This is a genomic window from Streptomyces sp. NPDC002309, from assembly GCF_053593375.1.
The window spans coordinates 39,516-55,245 of sequence record NZ_JBSFCI010000031.1; the positions used below are offsets into that span (position 1 = coordinate 39,516).

Consider the following 15,730-nt stretch of genomic DNA (forward strand, 5'->3'; position numbering starts at 1 on the left):
TGCTGAGCGGGTGAAGCGACCCGAGATCCACGTCGAATTCGCCGCCGGACTGCGCCTGTTCGTACCGGACGGCAGGCGTCGCGGCGCCTCCCCGGTCAGCACGGACGGGGTCTCGACGCTGGGTCATGTCGTCGAGTCGCTCGGCGTCCCGCTCACCGAGGTGGGCGCGCTCGTCGTCGACGGCCGCCCGGTCCCCACGGCCCACGTGCCGAAGGACGGCGAGACGGTCGCCGTCCGCGCGGTCACGCGCCCGCAGCGGATCGAGGGCGCCCCGCTGCGCTTCCTCCTCGACGTCCACCTCGGCACCCTCGCCCGCCGGCTGCGCCTGCTCGGCGTCGACACGGCCTACGAGTCCACGGACATCGGCGACCCGGCGCTGGCCGCCCGCTCGGCCGCCGAGCGCCGTGTCATGCTCAGCCGCGACCGCGGCCTGCTGCGCCGCCGCGAGCTGTGGGCGGGCGCCTACGTCTACAGCACCAGCCCCGAGGAGCAACTCCGCGACGTCCTCGACCGGTTCTCCCCCGAGCTACGACCCTGGACCCGGTGCACCGCCTGCAACGGCCTGCTGCGGGAGGCCACCAAGGAAGAGGTGGCCGAGCAGCTCAAGGGCGGGACGGAGCGGTCGTACGACGTCTTCGCGCAGTGCCGTGAGTGCGGGCGGGCGTACTGGAAGGGCGCGCACCACGAGCAGCTGGTGGCCATCGTGGAGCGCGCCCTCACCGAGTTCCCGAGCCGGGGCTAACGCCGGCGCACATCACCCTTTCCGCAGGCCTGGCCGTCCTTGTTGGGGTCGATGCGCAGCGGGTCGTCCTTGCCGTTGACCTTCAGCCGGCCGTAGTCGTGCTCCTTGAGCCAGGTACAGCGGGCCGCCGTCGTCTTCTTGACCTCCGTCGGGAAGGCCGTCGGCACGCAGACGTTCGCGGAGCCGTAGTGACGGTCGCAGCCGGCGAGGGTGGCGGGGACCTTCTGCGAGGATCGCTTCTTGCCCGGCTTGGTGACCTTGCCGGACAGGTCGTCGGCGAAGGAGTGGACGTGCGCCGAGGCGTCCGTCGCCCGCAGCGCCTGCGGGCCCGACAGATGCACCCACTTGGCCACCGACGGCACGCCGTTGGCGTCCACCGCGAAGAGCATGTACCAGCCGGGCGGCGCCATGTTGGGGTTGCTCGTCACATTGAGGTCGATGTTGTTGCCGTCCACGCTCAGCGGCAGGTCCACGAACCGCTGGTTCGGGTCGGACGAGTGCGTCACCGCCGCCGGGCGGATCAGCTCGGCCTTGGCGATGGGCCGGTCGACCGTGATGCGCTGGGTGTCGCCGTAGTTCCACTGGGTGTCGATCACCGAGGTGATCGCCGGGCGCTGGCCCTTGAGCAGGTACGGCGGGGTGTAGACGGACACGTTGTGGTTCCAGGTGCCGTTGCCCGGGTTGTCGCCGGTGGTCATCACCCGGCCGTCGGGCAGCAGGAACGCCGAGGAGTGGTAGCCACGGGCCTCGGGGTCGGCCGCCACCGGGTCGAACGTGTGGGTGGCCGGGTCGTAGATCGACGACTCGTACACCGGGTTGGCGCGGTTGTGCAGGGCGCCGCCGGTCTCCAGGACCTTGCCGTCCGGCAGCAGCACCGCCGAGACGTACATCTTGCCCTGGGCGCCGGTCTGCGGGACGGGCCCGTTGCCGAGATCGACGGTGCCCTGCGGGATCGGCGGGCCGGCGACGTACGACGGGTTGGGCTGCTTGAGGTCGATGACGTCGGTCAGACGGTTGGCCACCGGGTTGGACTCGATGTTGCCGCCGCCCAGCGTGAGCACCTTCTGGTCCTGCGCCGGGGGAAGCAGCACGCTCGCCGACTGGTCCCGCTCGTCCTTGTTCTGCAGACCGGGCACCTGGGTCACTGTGTTGGCGCCGTAGTCGTAGATCGCCGAGCCGGTGCCGGGGATGTTGTTGCCGAAGACATGGCTGCCCGAGTAGAAGAGGCGGCCGTCCTGCATGAGGATCATCGACGGGTACAGACCCCAGAAGGACCAGGTCTGGTTGACCTTCCACAGCGGCTGCCACTGCTGCTCGTCATCGGACCACAGCTCGGCGGTCACCGAGCCGGAGGAGTCCTCCTTCAGCCCGCCGAAGGAGATGACGTCACCGTTGCCGAGGATCGTCGCCGACGGGTACCAGTGCCCGTCGTTCATGTCGTTCGTCTTGATGTACGACTCGGTCGCGGGGTCGAAGATGTAGGAGTCCTTGTACCCCTGGTAGCCGATCGTGCCGTCCGCCGACGGATAGCCCTTGTTGCCGCTCATGATCAGCACCCGGCCGTCGGACAGCTGCACATGGCCGGCGCAGAACATGTCGTCCGGCGTGGGGATGACCTCGTAGTCGCCGGTCTGCGGGTCGTAGACCGCGGAGGTGAACGTGCCCGCCTCGAACATGTCGGTGTTGTTGCCGGAGCCCGCGATCAGCAGCACCTTGCCGTTGTGCAGGACCACGGAGTGCATCGAGCGCACCGGGTTCTGCACGGGCAGCACGTCCCACCTGCCGTTGGCGCACTCCTGGGGCGTGCCCGTGCAGTCCGGCTCCGGGACCGGCTCGGCGACCTGGTCCATCGTGTAGTCGTCGGTGGTCACGGAGCCGGTGCCGTAGACCGAGACACCCCAGGAGATCCGGTCGGTGCCCGCCGGGACCTCCGGCGTGCGCACGGTGGCCTCGGTCCAGGAGCCCGCCATCTGGAGGGTCTTCAGGTCGGTCCAGTACTGCCAGCCGGCGGTGGCGTCGTGCCGGAACAGCGTGATGTTGGCGTCCGGCGTGGTCGACTTGTACCAGAGGCCCAGGTCGTACTGCTTGCCGGCCGTCACGAGCGGCGCGCAGGCGGCGGACTCGGTGATCAGCGCCTTGCGGTCGCCCTCCAGGCGCCGGGTGAGCGTGACCTTCATGGCCTTGCTGCCGGTGTGGGCGTCGGCGACCGTCTCGAAGGTGAAGTCGTTGTCGCCCCAGCCGGACTTCGACCAGCAGTACGGCATGTCGCCGGTGCCCGCCGTCTCGAATCCGGGGTTCTTGATGAGGTTGGCGGCGGACGCGGGCTGGGGTGCGGTCAGCAGAAGCCCGCCGGTGAGGCCGGCGACTGCCAGCAGTGCGGTTCTGCGTCTTGAACTCATGCGGTGCTCCTTGCTGTGCGACTCCGTTTCCCGCGGCGGCCTGGACGGCGCGGGAGGTAGACCAGCGCTTCGGTTCCCACGAAGCGCAGGACGAAGGTGGTGACGAGCGCCAGCGCGGTGGCCGGTATCGCGCCCATCCCGAACGTGGAGACCAGCAGTGCGATCAGCGGGATGCGCACCAGCAGGTCGGCGTTGGCGAGCAGGGCGAACCGCGTGGTGCGGTCGGCCCAGTGCCGGAACTGCCGCCGCTCGCGGAACAGCAGCTTCTCGATGAGCAGGAAGTTCCAGGCGACGCCGAGCTGGTTGGCGAGGATCTCGGCGGGCAGGTAGTGCATCCCGGCCGCGGTCAGCGCCCACAGCCCGGCGAGGTTCGGTACGAAGCCCGTCAGCCCGATCAGCCCGAAGACGATCATCCTGGCGAGCGGGGAGGCGGTGCGCAGCCCGACGAGGTGCCGCAGAAAGCGCATGCCCTCCTGCCTGGTCGACTTGGACTCCCCGGCGAACCGGTCCTGGAAGACGAACGGCACCTCGGTGACCTCGCGGGGCCGGCTGCGCACCGCGAGTTCGAGGAGGATCTTGTAGCCGAGCGGCTGGAGCACCTCGGCGGTGACCGCGCTGCGGCGGATGGCGAAGAAGCCGCTCATCGGGTCGCTGATGCCGTGCAGCCTGCGCGGGAACAGCGACTTGGTCAGCCAGGTCGCCGCCCGGGAGACGGCCACGCGGTAGTTGCCGGCGAGTCCGGCGCGGCTGCCGCCCTTGATGTAGCGGGAGGCGACGACCAGCCCGGCGTTCGCCCGCTCCCCCGTCGCGACCAGCTCCGGCACCAGTGAGGGCGGGTGCTGGCAGTCGCCGTCCATGACGACGATCCAGTCGGAGCCGGCCGCCTTCAGGCCCTCGACCACCGCGCCGCCGAGCCCTCCCGCGGGCTCTTCGCGGTGCAGCACGGTCACCGGAAAGGGACAGTCCTGGGCGGCCTTCTCGATCACCTCCGGGGTGTCGTCCGTGGAGTCGTCCACGAAGACGACCTCCAACGGCAGCCGGGACGGCACCGACTCGGTGATCTGGTGCAGCAGTTCACGGATGTTGGCGGACTCGTTGAAGGTCGGCACGACGATGGTGACGGCACCCGGCTCGGGCACCTCGGCGGCGTACGCCGCCGGATCCCCCAGGTCGCCGGGGACCACGGACTCCTGGCTCATCGGACGCCTCCCGTCGTCCCGGCGCTCTGGATCCGCCGGATCTCGATCCGGTCCTCACCGGCGCCGAACACGGCGACCGGCGTCGAGTGCTCTATCGCGGCCTTGACGTTGGGCAGGTCGACCGCGTCCCGGCGTACCGTCGGCGAGGCGACCACGTAGTCGAGGTCGCGCCAGCCGTTCGGCATGGTCTTGGTGACGGCCGGGTCGAGGTCGGCCTTGTAGAACCAGATGACGCCGAGCCCGGGCCGGTAGCCGTGGTGCACGAGGTCCAGCCAGAGGGCGTCGTCGACGAGGACGCGGGTGTCCTCGGGGTCGTCGACCTCGGAGCCCAGCCATGCGGAGGCGGCCTTGTAGGGGGCGTTGGCGTCGGCGGTCATGGCGGTGCGGTCGCCGTCGTACCAGCGCGGTACGACGTAGGCGCCCGCGGCGAGCGCCAGGACGACCGCGAGCGTGTACCGCCCTCCCGTCAGGTACTTCGCCTCGCCCGCCCGGCGCCGGCGCCGCAGCACGGCGTGGGCGACGGAGGCCGTGCCCCCGGCCAGCACCAGGGCGAGGAACGGCAGCGCCTGGATGATGTACATGGCCGGCAGATAGCCCGGCCGCAGCGCCATCCCGGCGAGGATCGCCACGGCCAGCGCGGGCCCGGCGAACGCCCGCGCGGTCACCGACCAGCGCCATGTGACCAGGAGCAGCAGCGCGCCGGCGAGTCCGCCGAGGGGCAGCACCCGGTCGTAGTACAGCCAGGACTGGAGCACACCGTGGGAACCGGTGCCCGCTTCGAGGATGAACCCGGAGCCGGGGCGGCTCATCTGGTAGACGATGCCGTCCCACAGCGAGACATGCCCGCTGCCCGGCAGCAACTCGCCCTTCAGCAGCGCGAAGAGCGGGTACGAGAACCCGAGCAGCACACACGCGGTGATCGCGCCGGTGATGGCGAACTTGCGGGTGTCGCGGTGGCTGTGCCGCCACATGGTGAGCAGCACGGCCGGCAGCACCAGCAGCATCGTCTCCTTGGTGAGCACCGCGGCCGCGGCCGCCATGCCCGCCCCGAAGTGGTGCCACAGGTGACGGCTCGGGGACGCGGCGAGGGTGAACGCGAGCAGCGTCCACATCACCGCGATGTTGTCCAGGAAGATCTCGCGCTGCAGGACCACCGACAACGGGGAGAGCCCGAACAGCGCCATCGCGAGCCCGGCCGCCCAGCGGGGCAGCGACAGGCGGCGCGCCAGGACGTACACGAGAACCGCGCTGATCGCGCTGATCAGCAGCATCATGACGCGCATCGAGCCGACGGTCATCGACTCGGGCGCGAAGTACGCCGGGATCCAGGTCAGCACGGCTATCTGGATCCAGCCGAACGGCGGGTGGTCGTACCAGTACGTGTAGTGGGCCAGCCCGCGGCCCTCCTGCACGGCCCAGGCCTGCGCGAGGTAGGTGCCCTCGTCGTCGCTGAGGGTCGGGTAGTCCGCGATGTTCCAGCCCTGCACGACCATGACCGCCACGAGCAGCAGCCCGCACAGCAGCAGATCAGGGCGGGAGGAACGTAGTCTCTTGGGTGGCTTTGCCCGGTGTGCACCACTGGTTCTGGGCACGGCTGTCCGCTGCGCGGGGACCTTGACTTCGGTCGCCGCGGGAAGTGTGGAGGTCACGCAGGAACGTCCTCTCGGTTCACGTGCGCGAGATGTGCGCCGACGTGGCTGGTCAACTCCCAGTCGTTACGGCCGCGTTGCTCACGCCACACTGCGCGGACAGCGGCTCCGGCGAGCAGCACCTGATAGAAGGGCCCGCCGATGATCAGCTTCAGGTAGTGCACGAAACGGACACGAAGCCCGTACTGCTTGCCGAAGTCGTGCAGCCCGACGAGCTCGAAGACGAAGGTGACGAGCGCGGTGACGGCCGGCAGGAAGGTGATGAAGGCGACGCCGACCGGCACGTCGAGGAAGAGGGCGATGGCCACGTTGAGCGGGATGATCACACCGGAGATCGCCTGCAGATACGGCGTCATCAGGGTGTACCGGGCCAGCAGCCGCTGACGGAAGCCGGGCAGCTGCTTCCAGTCCTTCTTCCGGTAGACCTGGAGGAAGCCCTGGTTCCAGCGGGTCCGCTGCTTGAGCAGGGACATCAGGCTGCCGGGGGTCTCCTCGCGGGTGACCATGTCGGAGTCGTAGGCGACGACGACCTTCTTGCCGACGCTGGAGAGCCGCACACCCAGGTCGCAGTCCTCGGCCAGGCAGTTGGGGTCCCAGCCGTCGGCCTCGCGCAGCACCGCGGTGCGGACGAAGACCGTGTTGCCGCCGAGCGGGATGAACCCCTTCTGGGCGTGCAGATGGAGCCGGGAACGGAACCAGAAGAAGTACTCCAGGCAGTTGCGCAGGCTGTACCAGCTGGAGTGGAAGTTGATCAGCTGCACCCCGCCCTGGACCACGTCCGCGCCGGTGGACCGGAACGCGTGGTCGACATGGGCGAGCAGTTCGGGATGCACCTGGTCCTCGGCGTCGAAGACCCCGACGACATCGCCGCGGCAGTGCGGCAGCGCCGTGTTCATGGCCTTCGGCTTGTTCTTCTTCTCATGGGTGTCCACGACCACCCGCACGCGCGGGTCGCGGGCCTCGGCCCGCCGCGCCACCTCGGTGGTCTCCGGGTCGTCGTGCCCCACGATCACGATGATCTCGAAGTCGGTATGGGTGGACTCCAGCAGGCGCTGGATGGTGTGGTCCAGTACGGCCTGTTCGTGCCGCGCCGGTAACAGCAGCGAGAACGACACGTGCTCGTCGCCGTCCGGCCGGCTGAAGCGGGTGGAGGCCAGCACCTCGGGCGTACGCCACGCGTGCATCTGCCACCACAGGGTGAAGGCCGCCATCCAGAACAGGGCAAGCGAAACGGCGGCAATGAAGACAGACGTCAGCAAAAGATCCCCCCAGATCTTCAAAAATCCCCCCAGGCACGGCGGAGCAGTTCGTCCGCCGCGGCACTGTGGAGAGAGTAGGGGGGAAGTGTGAAGCGCGGTAGCTGTTCCGATAAATAGCTTGTTTCGGAACGGTACGGCGCCTAGGGGGACGTGTCCGAACACGTGCCCAATTGCCCGGCCGAAAGTAGCCCCTGATCAGGCGTGCAGCGCCTCCTGAAGCCGCTCCGGATCCGTCGTCGGCGCGTCACAGGTGAAATTGCGACACACGTACGCAGTCGGTTCACCGCCCACCAGCGAGCGGTCGTCGAGCAGCGGGAACTCCCCGCTCCCCGGCACGCCGCAGGCCACCACCGCACCCGGCGCCGTCCCCAGAAGTGCCGTACGGTGCAAGGACCTTGTCGCCTCGTCGTCGAGCGCCGGACCCACGACGGCCACCTCACGCGGCCCGTCCAGCCAGGCCTCCGCGACCGCCAGCCCCCAGCCGATGAAGCGCGGCACCCGCGGCCCCAGCGACTTCACCACGCCCAACGCCCCCTCGGCGGCCGTGCGATGGGGCTCGGCGCCGGTCTGGGCGGCATAGCTCAGCAGGGCGCCCGCGGCCGCGGTCCAGCCCGAAGGAGTGGCGTTGTCGGTCGGGTCCTGCGGCCGGCGGATCAGCTTCTCGGCGTCGGCCGCGGTGTCGAAGAGCCCGCCCGTCTTCTCGTCCGCGAAACGCACGAGGACGTGGTCGAGCAGCAGACCCGCCAATTCCAGCCAGACACCCTCACCGGTGACGGACGCCAGCGCGAGGAATCCCTCAGCCACGTCCGCGTAGTCCTCCAGCACCCCCGCGTTGCCGCCGACCCTGCCGTCCTTGCTGGTCCGGGCCAGACGCGCCTGGTCGTCGAGATGGACGCGGACGAGCAGGTCGGCGGCGGCGAGAGCGGCCTCCACCAGGTCGGGACGGTCGAAGTAGGCGCCGGTCTCGGCCAGGGCGGCGATCGCCAGGCCGTTCCAGGCGGCGACGACCTTGTCGTCCCGTCCCGGCGCCGGGCGCTCGGCGCGCGCCGCCAGCAGCCGCCGCCTGACCGACTCGACCCTCTCCGCGTCGAACACCCCGTCGGATTGGGGGAGCTGGAGGACCGAGGCACCCTCCTCGAACGTGCCCTCCTCCGTCACCCCGAAGTACGCCGCGGCGAGTGCGGCGTCGTCGTCCCCGAGGACCTCGCGCAGCTGCGCGGGCGTCCAGACGTAGTACGCCCCCTCGACGTGCCGCCCCGTCCCGTCGTCGCTGTCCGCGTCCAGCGCGGAGGCGAACCCGCCTTGCTCCGTGCCGAGTTCGGCGACCATGAAGTCGGCGGTCTCCAGCGCGACCCGCCGGGCGAGCTCGGAGCCGGTGGCCCGCCACAGGTGCGCGTAGACCCGGCAGAGCAGCGCATTGTCATAAAGCATCTTCTCGAAGTGCGGCACCACCCAGTCCCGGTCGACCGAGTACCGGGCGAAGCCGCCCCCGAGCTGGTCGTAGATCCCGCCCCGGGCCATCCGCTCACAGGTGTCCCGCGCCATCTGCAGCGCGCCCTCGGCACCCGTCCGGGCGTGATGCCGCAGCAGGAACTCGACGGCCATGGACGGGGGGAACTTCGGCGCCCCGCCGAAGCCGCCGCGCTGCACGTCGTAGTCCCGGGTCAGCCCCAGCAGCGCCTGCGCCAGCTCCTCCTCGCCGGGCGCCTCGGAGTCGCCGAAGCCGATCTCCCGCTCGGCGAGATCGCGGGCGATCTTCCCGGCCACGTCGGTGACCTCCGTACGACGGTCCCGCCAGGCGGTCGCGACCCCCTCCAGCACCTGCAGGAAGGACGGCATCCCGTGCCGCGGCGCCGGCGGGAAGTACGTCCCGAAGTAGAACGGCTTCCCCTCCGCCGTGAGGAACACCGTCATCGGCCACCCGCCCTGCCCGGTGGCCGCCTGCACGGCCTCCATGTACACGGCATCGACGTCGGGCCGCTCCTCGCGGTCGACCTTGATGTTGACGAAGTGCTCGTTGAGGTAGTCGGCGGTGGCCTGGTCCTCGAAGGACTCGTGCGCCATGACATGGCACCAGTGACAACTGCTGTACCCGACGCTGAGCAGGACCGGTTTGTCGCTCCCGCGCGCCTCCTCGAACGCCTCGTCCGACCAGGGCCACCAGTCGACGGGGTTGTCGGCGTGCTGCAGCAGGTACGGGGACGTCTCGTGCGCCAGTCGGTTCGGCATACCCCCATCCTGCACGACGGGACGGGGGCTGCCGATACGACCGGCCGCGCATCGGGGCGTCCGGGGGCCCGGCCCGGGTCCGCCCGAACGCGTCGGCCGCGTACCGGCGGCACAGGCCCCTCGTAAGGGCTCCCCACAGGATCGGTGCGCGGGAGGTGACCGTCGCACTCGGTGACCCTTGCGGCCGGCGACAAAGGCCGCCCGGCCCGTGATCGCCGCCCTCTCGCCATCGCGTGCCGGCCCAAGGACACTCGTAGGCACTGCAGTTGGCGCCGGAGGGGGACGGGACATGCGGGACGGTCATCGGGTGGAGGCCGAGGGGCTGTTGATGCGGGCGGTGGAGGAGGAGGTGCGGCGCTCCGGTGGCCGTGGTGACGGCAAGGTGCTGCTGGCGCGGGCGCGTGGTGAGCTGGACGCGATGGCCCGGACCGCCACTGAGGAGTACGAGGCGTTCACGCGGGCCCTGGACGAGGCGGAGGCCGGCCGGCTGACGTTCGGGCAGCGCTACGCGCGTGAAGGTGCGGGTACGCCGTTGGTCGTGGCGGGTGTGGCCGCCGTCGCGGCGGCGGTGGCCGATCTGGCACTCGGTACGGGGACGTCGACGGCGCTCGGCGCGGGCGTGGCCGTCGGCGTGGCGGGGGCGGCGGCGACGGTGGTGAAGGTCGCCGGTTCGCATCTGCCGGCCGCGCACCACCGGGCCGGTGCCGTGAGCCAGCCGGGCGGTCCCGAACAACTGCGTCTACAGTGGCTGACGGCGCTGGAGGTACGCGGCATCCGCCCGTTCCTCGACCAGCAGCGGGTGCTGGCCTCGTCGACCGGGCCGAAGAAGCCGGGGCCCAGGCTGCTGGGCGCGGACAAGAGCGGCGCGGCGCGCGGGCGCAGTGTGCTGCGGCAGTCGTTCGGTCAACTCCCTGAGCCGATCGGGCCGTTCGCGGGCCGTCGGCAGGAGTTGGCGCGTATCCGGCAGTGGGTGCAGGCGGCGCGCGCCAGTACGCAGACACGGCCCACGGTGGTCGTGCTGCACGGGCCGCCCGGCAGCGGCCGCAGCACTCTGGCGGTGCGCGCCACCCATGACCTCAAGGACCAGTTCCGCGGCGCGTGCGTGGTCGATCTGCGGGGCGGCGGCCGGGGCGAGCCGCCGTTGTCCACCCGCGAGGCCCTGCTGCATCTGCTGAACCGGCTGGGCGCGCCGCGCGAGCAACTGCTGTTCCGGGAGCGCTCGTCGACGGACCAGCAGGTCAAGCGGCTGAGTGAGCTGTACCACCACCACCTGACCGGCGTACCCGTCACCGTCGTCCTCGATGACGCCTCCGACCCCGGGCAGGTGCGGGCGCTGATCCCCGAACGCTCCGACAGCCTGGTCCTGGTGACCGCGCGGGAACCGCTCGACCTGCCCGGCGACCTGCCGGCCTGGGTGCACCAGCTGGCCGTCGAGCCTCTCGACGCGGCCGGCGCGGAGGAACTGACGGCCGCCGCGGCGCAGGGCGACACGGGCCCGTACGACGCGGAATCCGCCGAAGCGATACGGCAGTTGTGCGGCGGACTGCCGCTGGCGCTGCGGATCGCCGGTTCCTCGCTGGGCCCGCGCTCACCCCGCCGCCTGGCGTCGGACCTCGGCGCGTACGGACCGGTGGACCCCGTCGAACGCGCCCTGTGGCTGCGCTACACCGACCAGAGCGACCAGGCCAGGCGGCTGCTGCGGCGCCTCGCCCTCGTCGGCCGGGCCTCGCTCGGCGCCGCGGCGGCCGCGTCCCTGCTCGCCACCGACGAGACCGAGGCCGGGCGGCATCTCGTCGCCCTGTCCCGCGCGGGACTCATCGACCACGTCCGCGGCAGCCGGTACCGCCTGCACGGCCTCGTCCGCGCCTTCGCGCACGCACGGCTGGTGGACGAGGAGGAGGCGAACGAGCGGGTGGCCGCGCAGGAGCGCCTGATCGTGAACTACGCCGACCTCGCCGACTCCGTGCTGCGCCTGGTCGACGGCAACATGTCCACCCGCTCCGACCGCTTCGGCCCGCACGGCTTCACCTCGCTGGACGAGGCGCTGCGCTGGCTGGACGACGAGTCCAGCTTCATCACGGCCGCGCTGCGGCACGCGGAGGGAGTCGACCAGGGCGCCGTGCTGAACCTGCTGGGCGCGCTGTGCGACTACTGCCTGCTGCGCGGCGACCTCTACCGCCTCGGTGAGATCAGCGAACTCGCCCAGGCCGTCGACCAGGGCCTGCTGATCCGCTCCGTCCAGTGGCGCACCGGCATCGCGGCCCGCCAGCTGGGCGAGCTGGACAAGGCGCGCACGACGCTGACGTCGGTGGTCGACCTGTACCGGGAGGCACAGCACGACGCGGGCGCGGCCCGCGCCCTGTGCTCCCTCGGCATCACCCTGCACCACCAGGGCAACCTCACCGAGGCCGCGGCCCGGCTCCGGGAGGCACTCGACATGCAGGCCGCTCCGTCGCTGGCCACGGACCGGGCGTGGACGATGCACGCGCTGGCCGCGGTGGAACGCGACCGCGCGCACCTCGCCGAAGCCTTCGACCTGCTGACCCGCTCGCTGGAACTGCACCGCGCCGGCGAGTCCCTGCACGGCGAGGCATGGGCCCACTTCCAGTTCGGGCAGCTCTGCCTGCGCCTCGGTGACGTCCCGCGTGCCGAGACCGAGCTGCGCCGGGCTCTCGAACTGTACGGCCGTACGCGCGACGGCCGTGGCCAGGCGTGGGCCCTGACCCAGCTGGCCCGGGCCCGGCTGGTGGCGGGTGACGCGTTCCCGGCGGTGGAGGAGCTGCGGCTGGCGGCGGCCCGGCACCGCGACAACGAGGACGCCCGCGGCGAGGCGTGGACCCTGTTCTACCTGGGGCAGTCGCTGGAGGAGACGGGCGACCTCGACCAGGCGGTCCGTGAGCTGGAACGCTCGCGCACGATGTTCTCGCGCATGCGTGACGTCTACGGCCTGGCCTGCGCCCGGCACCACTCCGCCCGGACGACCCGGGACCAGCGCGCCGCCCAGACGGGCTCGCTGCGCAATTCCGGCTTCGCCCGCCAGCTCCTGGTCGACGCCCGCGCCGACTTCCACCGCGTCGGCGTCGCCCATGGCGAGGCCTGGACCTGTCTGGAACTCGCGGTGGTCGACGCGGGCAACGCGCGCACGGCGGCGGCGCTGGCGCTCTGCGACGAGGCGGCCGGCCTTTTCGCGTCGTACGGCGACCGCCGCGGCGAGGACTGGGCCCGCTTCCTGCGCTGCACCCTGCTGCCGTACGCCGCTGCCGGTGGCGTGGAGGTCGGTACCGCGGTGGCGCAGGAGGAGCTGGCGCAGCTGTCCCGGGCGGGCCACCCGGCCCGTGACGAGAAGCTGGACGACTACGTGGAGGCGTATCAGTTGCTGCTGGAGCGGGGCGTGGACCTGGAGGCCGGCTGGCAGGCCTGGCGCCTGGGAATGACCCCCAGCCGTCACGCGCGCGAGGTGATGGGGGTGACCGTGTCCACCACGTCCTGAGGGGCGCGCGCCCCGGGGGGCGGGGCGGACGACCGGCCTCGCCCTCGTACGGACGGCGCCACGTCGGCACGACGGCGACGCGGCGCGTCGGCACGGCGGCACGGCGGCACGGCGGCACAACGGCTGCGCGGCACGGCGGCAACGCGGCACAGCGGCTGCGCGGCGCGTCGGCACGGCGGCTAGGCGGCACAGCGGCTACGCGCCACGTCGGCACGGCGGGGCCCGGAGAGACGCCTTCCGGCAGCTCCGGAACGCGGACAGACCGGAACCGAACGGAACGACAGACCGGAACGGGACGACGAACTGCCGACGCCACCGCCGGGGTACCGGTCCGCGGGCACCCGCGCCCGCGGAACTGGTCCTCGCCTCGCTCCCGGCCCCGCGGCCGCTCAGGCCCGGGAGGGCTTGCCCGGCGTACCGGTCTCCGCCTTCTCCTTGCCGGCGGCCTCCGCCGGGTCCGGGGCCTCCTTGAAGTCGACCCGGCCCATGTGCCGGCTCATCGACTTCATGAGGCCCCAGACGGCCAGGGCCATCACCGCGAACACGATGAAGCCGAGGGCGCCGGGGGTCACCTTGTCCTCGTCGACCTCCTTGGCGAGGGGGACGAGGTGGGTCATTGCCAGGCTCAGGCTTGCGCTCATGTCAGGCATTGTCCCGGACGCCCGCGAAGAGGTCGTCCTCGGGGAGGGAGGTGTCGACGAGCGACTTCGCGAGCTCGTACTCCTCCGTCGGCCAGACCTCCCTCTGGAGTTCCAGCGGCACCCGGAACCAGCCCCCGTCGGGGTCGATCTGGGTGGCGTGCGCGATCAGCGCCTTGTCGCGGATCTCGAAGAAGTCGGCACACGGCACGTGCGTGGTGAGCGTGCGGTCCTTGTGGCCGGAGTCGTCCCAGCGCTTGAGCCACTCGGCATAGGGGGACTCCATGCCGCGGTCGACCAGCGCCTTGTGCAGCGCCTCCGTACGCGGCCGGTTGAAGCCCTGGTTGTAGTACACCTTCAGAGGCTGGTAGGCCGGGCCGTACTCGGACTCCGGGTACTTCTCGGTGTCCGAGGCACCCTCGAAGGCGACCATCGAGATCTTGTGGGTCATGATGTGGTCGGGGTGCGGGTAGCCGCCGTTCTCGTCGTAGGTGGTGATCACCTGCGGACGGAACGACCGGATCTTCTTCACCAGCTCACCGGCCGCCTTGTCGACGTCCTCCAGGGCGAAGCAGCCCTCCGGGAGCGGCGGCAGCGGGTCTCCCTCGGGCAGTCCCGAGTCGACGAAGCCGAGCCACTCCTGCTCGACGCCGAGGATCTCGCGCGCCTCGTCCATCTCCTTCCTGCGTACCTCGTGGATGTTCTCCTCGATGTACTTGTCGCCCTGGAGCTTGGGGTTGAGGATGGAGCCGCGCTCCCCGCCCGTGCAGGTCACGACCAGCACGTCCACCCCCTCGGACACGTACTTCGCCATGGTGGCCGCGCCCTTGCTCGACTCGTCGTCGGGGTGCGCGTGGACGGCCATCAGTCGCAGCTGGTCAGTCAAGACTCAATCCTCGTTTGGTCGGCGCCCGGGGTGACCGGGTGCGAACGGCGGCTTCTATAGTGACCGAATCGGGGGGCGATTAATTCCGGGGGGTACTGCCCGGAAGCCCCTTCGGGACACACGATCCCGCCCCGGCCGAGAGGACGATCATGAGCACGGCGAGCACGCGACTGCCCGAGGGCCGTTACGGCCGTTCCTCGGACGAGCGCGCCGACCGCACCCTCAAGGTCGTCGGTACGGCCCTTGGCGCGCTGCTCCTCGCGGTGATCGGTTATTTCGGCTACCACTACATCGGACAGAACAAGATCAGCGCCGAAGTGATCACCTTCGATCTCTCGGAGGACGCGGTGAAGATCAAGCTCGCGGTGGAGAAGGACGCGGGCGCCTCGGGCTACTGCACGGTCCGTTCACAGTCACCCGACGGCACCGTGGTCGGCCGGGCCGACTTCCGCTTCGACGGGGACGCCGAGCGCGTCACCGAGGTCGTCACGCTGCGCACGACCGCTCCGGGAACCACCGCGGAGCTCCTCGGCTGCCACGCCGACTGACGTCACTCTTCATCCGCGGGCTCTGACCTGCGTTGACGCGATTTTAAGCACTAATGTCCTACCTCTTGCGCCCCTGAATTGTTAGGCTCGTGGTTTCGCCCACTCATGGATGAACATTCTTCTGGGTAGGGCGATGCTTTGTATCCCCAGTACCGACGAGGAGCACCTGTGACCCAGACCAGCGAGAACGTCACCTGGCTGACCCAGGAGGCGTACAACAAGCTCAAGAGCGAGCTTGCGCACCTTACTGGTCCTGCGCGCACGGAGATCGCAGCCAAGATCGCGGCCGCGCGCGAGGAGGGCGACCTGCGCGAGAACGGCGGGTATCACGCGGCCAAGGAGGAGCAGGGCAAGCAGGAGCTTCGTGTGCGCCAGCTGACCCAGCTCCTCGACAGCGCCCAGGTCGGCGAGGCACCGACCTCGACGGACGGCGCCGTGGCGCCCGGCATGGTCGTGACGATCGCCTTCGACGGTGACGAAGACGACACGCTGACGTTCCTGCTCGCCTCGCGCGAATACGCGAGCGCCGACATCGAGACCTACTCGCCGCAGTCCCCGCTGGGGGCCGGCGTGATCGGACACAAGGTCGGCGAGGACGCGGAGTACGAACTGCCGAACGGCAAGAAGGCCTCCGTGAAGATCCTGAAGGCCGAGCCGTACAGCGAGTGACCCGGCGGGCGCGGCGGCCCAC

11 protein-coding genes are annotated in these 15,730 nt (G+C 70.8%); 4 read left to right on the forward strand and 7 right to left on the reverse strand.

Features of this window, described 5'->3' with window-relative positions:
- Positions 1 to 10: 10 nt before the first annotated feature.
- Complete coding sequence (locus ACWCPM_RS24625) at positions 11 to 742, forward strand: Mut7-C RNAse domain-containing protein (RefSeq protein ID WP_450978416.1); 732 nt, start codon at positions 11 to 13, stop codon at positions 740 to 742.
- Here the strand turns inward: ACWCPM_RS24625 and ACWCPM_RS24630 are convergent.
- The 5 genes from ACWCPM_RS24630 to ACWCPM_RS24650 all read right to left on the reverse strand — a co-directional run bounded on the left by ACWCPM_RS24630 (position 739) and on the right by ACWCPM_RS24650 (position 9,477).
- Entirely contained in the window at positions 739 to 3,141 is a 2,403-nt protein-coding gene (locus ACWCPM_RS24630) for a galactose oxidase-like domain-containing protein (protein ID WP_450978417.1), read from the reverse strand. The genes ACWCPM_RS24625 and ACWCPM_RS24630 overlap by 4 nt on opposite strands.
- Positions 3,138 to 4,340, reverse strand: a complete 1,203-nt coding sequence (locus ACWCPM_RS24635) for a glycosyltransferase (protein ID WP_450978418.1) — start codon at positions 4,338 to 4,340, stop codon at positions 3,138 to 3,140. Before ACWCPM_RS24635 ends, ACWCPM_RS24630 begins: the two co-directional genes overlap by 4 nt.
- Complete coding sequence (locus ACWCPM_RS24640; RefSeq protein WP_450978419.1) at positions 4,337 to 5,989, reverse strand: ArnT family glycosyltransferase; 1,653 nt, start codon at positions 5,987 to 5,989, stop codon at positions 4,337 to 4,339. Before ACWCPM_RS24640 ends, ACWCPM_RS24635 begins: the two co-directional genes overlap by 4 nt.
- Entirely contained in the window at positions 5,986 to 7,248 is a 1,263-nt protein-coding gene (locus tag ACWCPM_RS24645) for a glycosyltransferase (protein ID WP_450978420.1), read from the reverse strand. The genes ACWCPM_RS24640 and ACWCPM_RS24645 overlap by 4 nt, the downstream gene beginning before the upstream one ends.
- A 195-nt stretch (positions 7,249 to 7,443) precedes the next feature.
- Positions 7,444 to 9,477, reverse strand: coding sequence for a thioredoxin domain-containing protein (locus ACWCPM_RS24650; RefSeq protein ID WP_450978421.1), 2,034 nt, complete (start codon positions 9,475 to 9,477; stop codon positions 7,444 to 7,446).
- Positions 9,478 to 9,766: 289 nt separating this feature from the next.
- Between ACWCPM_RS24650 and ACWCPM_RS24655 the strand changes: the two genes are divergently transcribed.
- Entirely contained in the window at positions 9,767 to 12,967 is a 3,201-nt protein-coding gene (locus ACWCPM_RS24655) for a tetratricopeptide repeat protein (RefSeq protein ID WP_450978422.1), read from the forward strand.
- A gap of 389 nt (positions 12,968 to 13,356) precedes the next feature.
- On the opposite strand, the gene ACWCPM_RS24660 is transcribed toward ACWCPM_RS24655, so the two are convergent.
- Positions 13,357 to 13,617, reverse strand: coding sequence for a hypothetical protein (locus ACWCPM_RS24660; protein ID WP_450978423.1), 261 nt, complete (start codon positions 13,615 to 13,617; stop codon positions 13,357 to 13,359).
- Complete coding sequence (gene mca, locus ACWCPM_RS24665; RefSeq protein WP_450978463.1) at positions 13,610 to 14,470, reverse strand: mycothiol conjugate amidase Mca; 861 nt, start codon at positions 14,468 to 14,470, stop codon at positions 13,610 to 13,612. Before mca ends, ACWCPM_RS24660 begins: the two co-directional genes overlap by 8 nt.
- A 170-nt stretch (positions 14,471 to 14,640) precedes the next feature.
- Between mca and ACWCPM_RS24670 the strand changes: the two genes are divergently transcribed.
- Together ACWCPM_RS24670 and greA are read left to right on the forward strand one after the other, a co-directional pair.
- Complete coding sequence (locus ACWCPM_RS24670) at positions 14,641 to 15,039, forward strand: DUF4307 domain-containing protein (protein WP_450978424.1); 399 nt, start codon at positions 14,641 to 14,643, stop codon at positions 15,037 to 15,039.
- 168 nt (positions 15,040 to 15,207) lie between these two features.
- Positions 15,208 to 15,708: a transcription elongation factor GreA gene (gene greA / locus ACWCPM_RS24675; RefSeq protein WP_450978425.1), complete on the forward strand. Its 501-nt coding sequence runs from the start codon at positions 15,208 to 15,210 to the stop codon at positions 15,706 to 15,708.
- Positions 15,709 to 15,730: the final 22 nt, after the last annotated feature.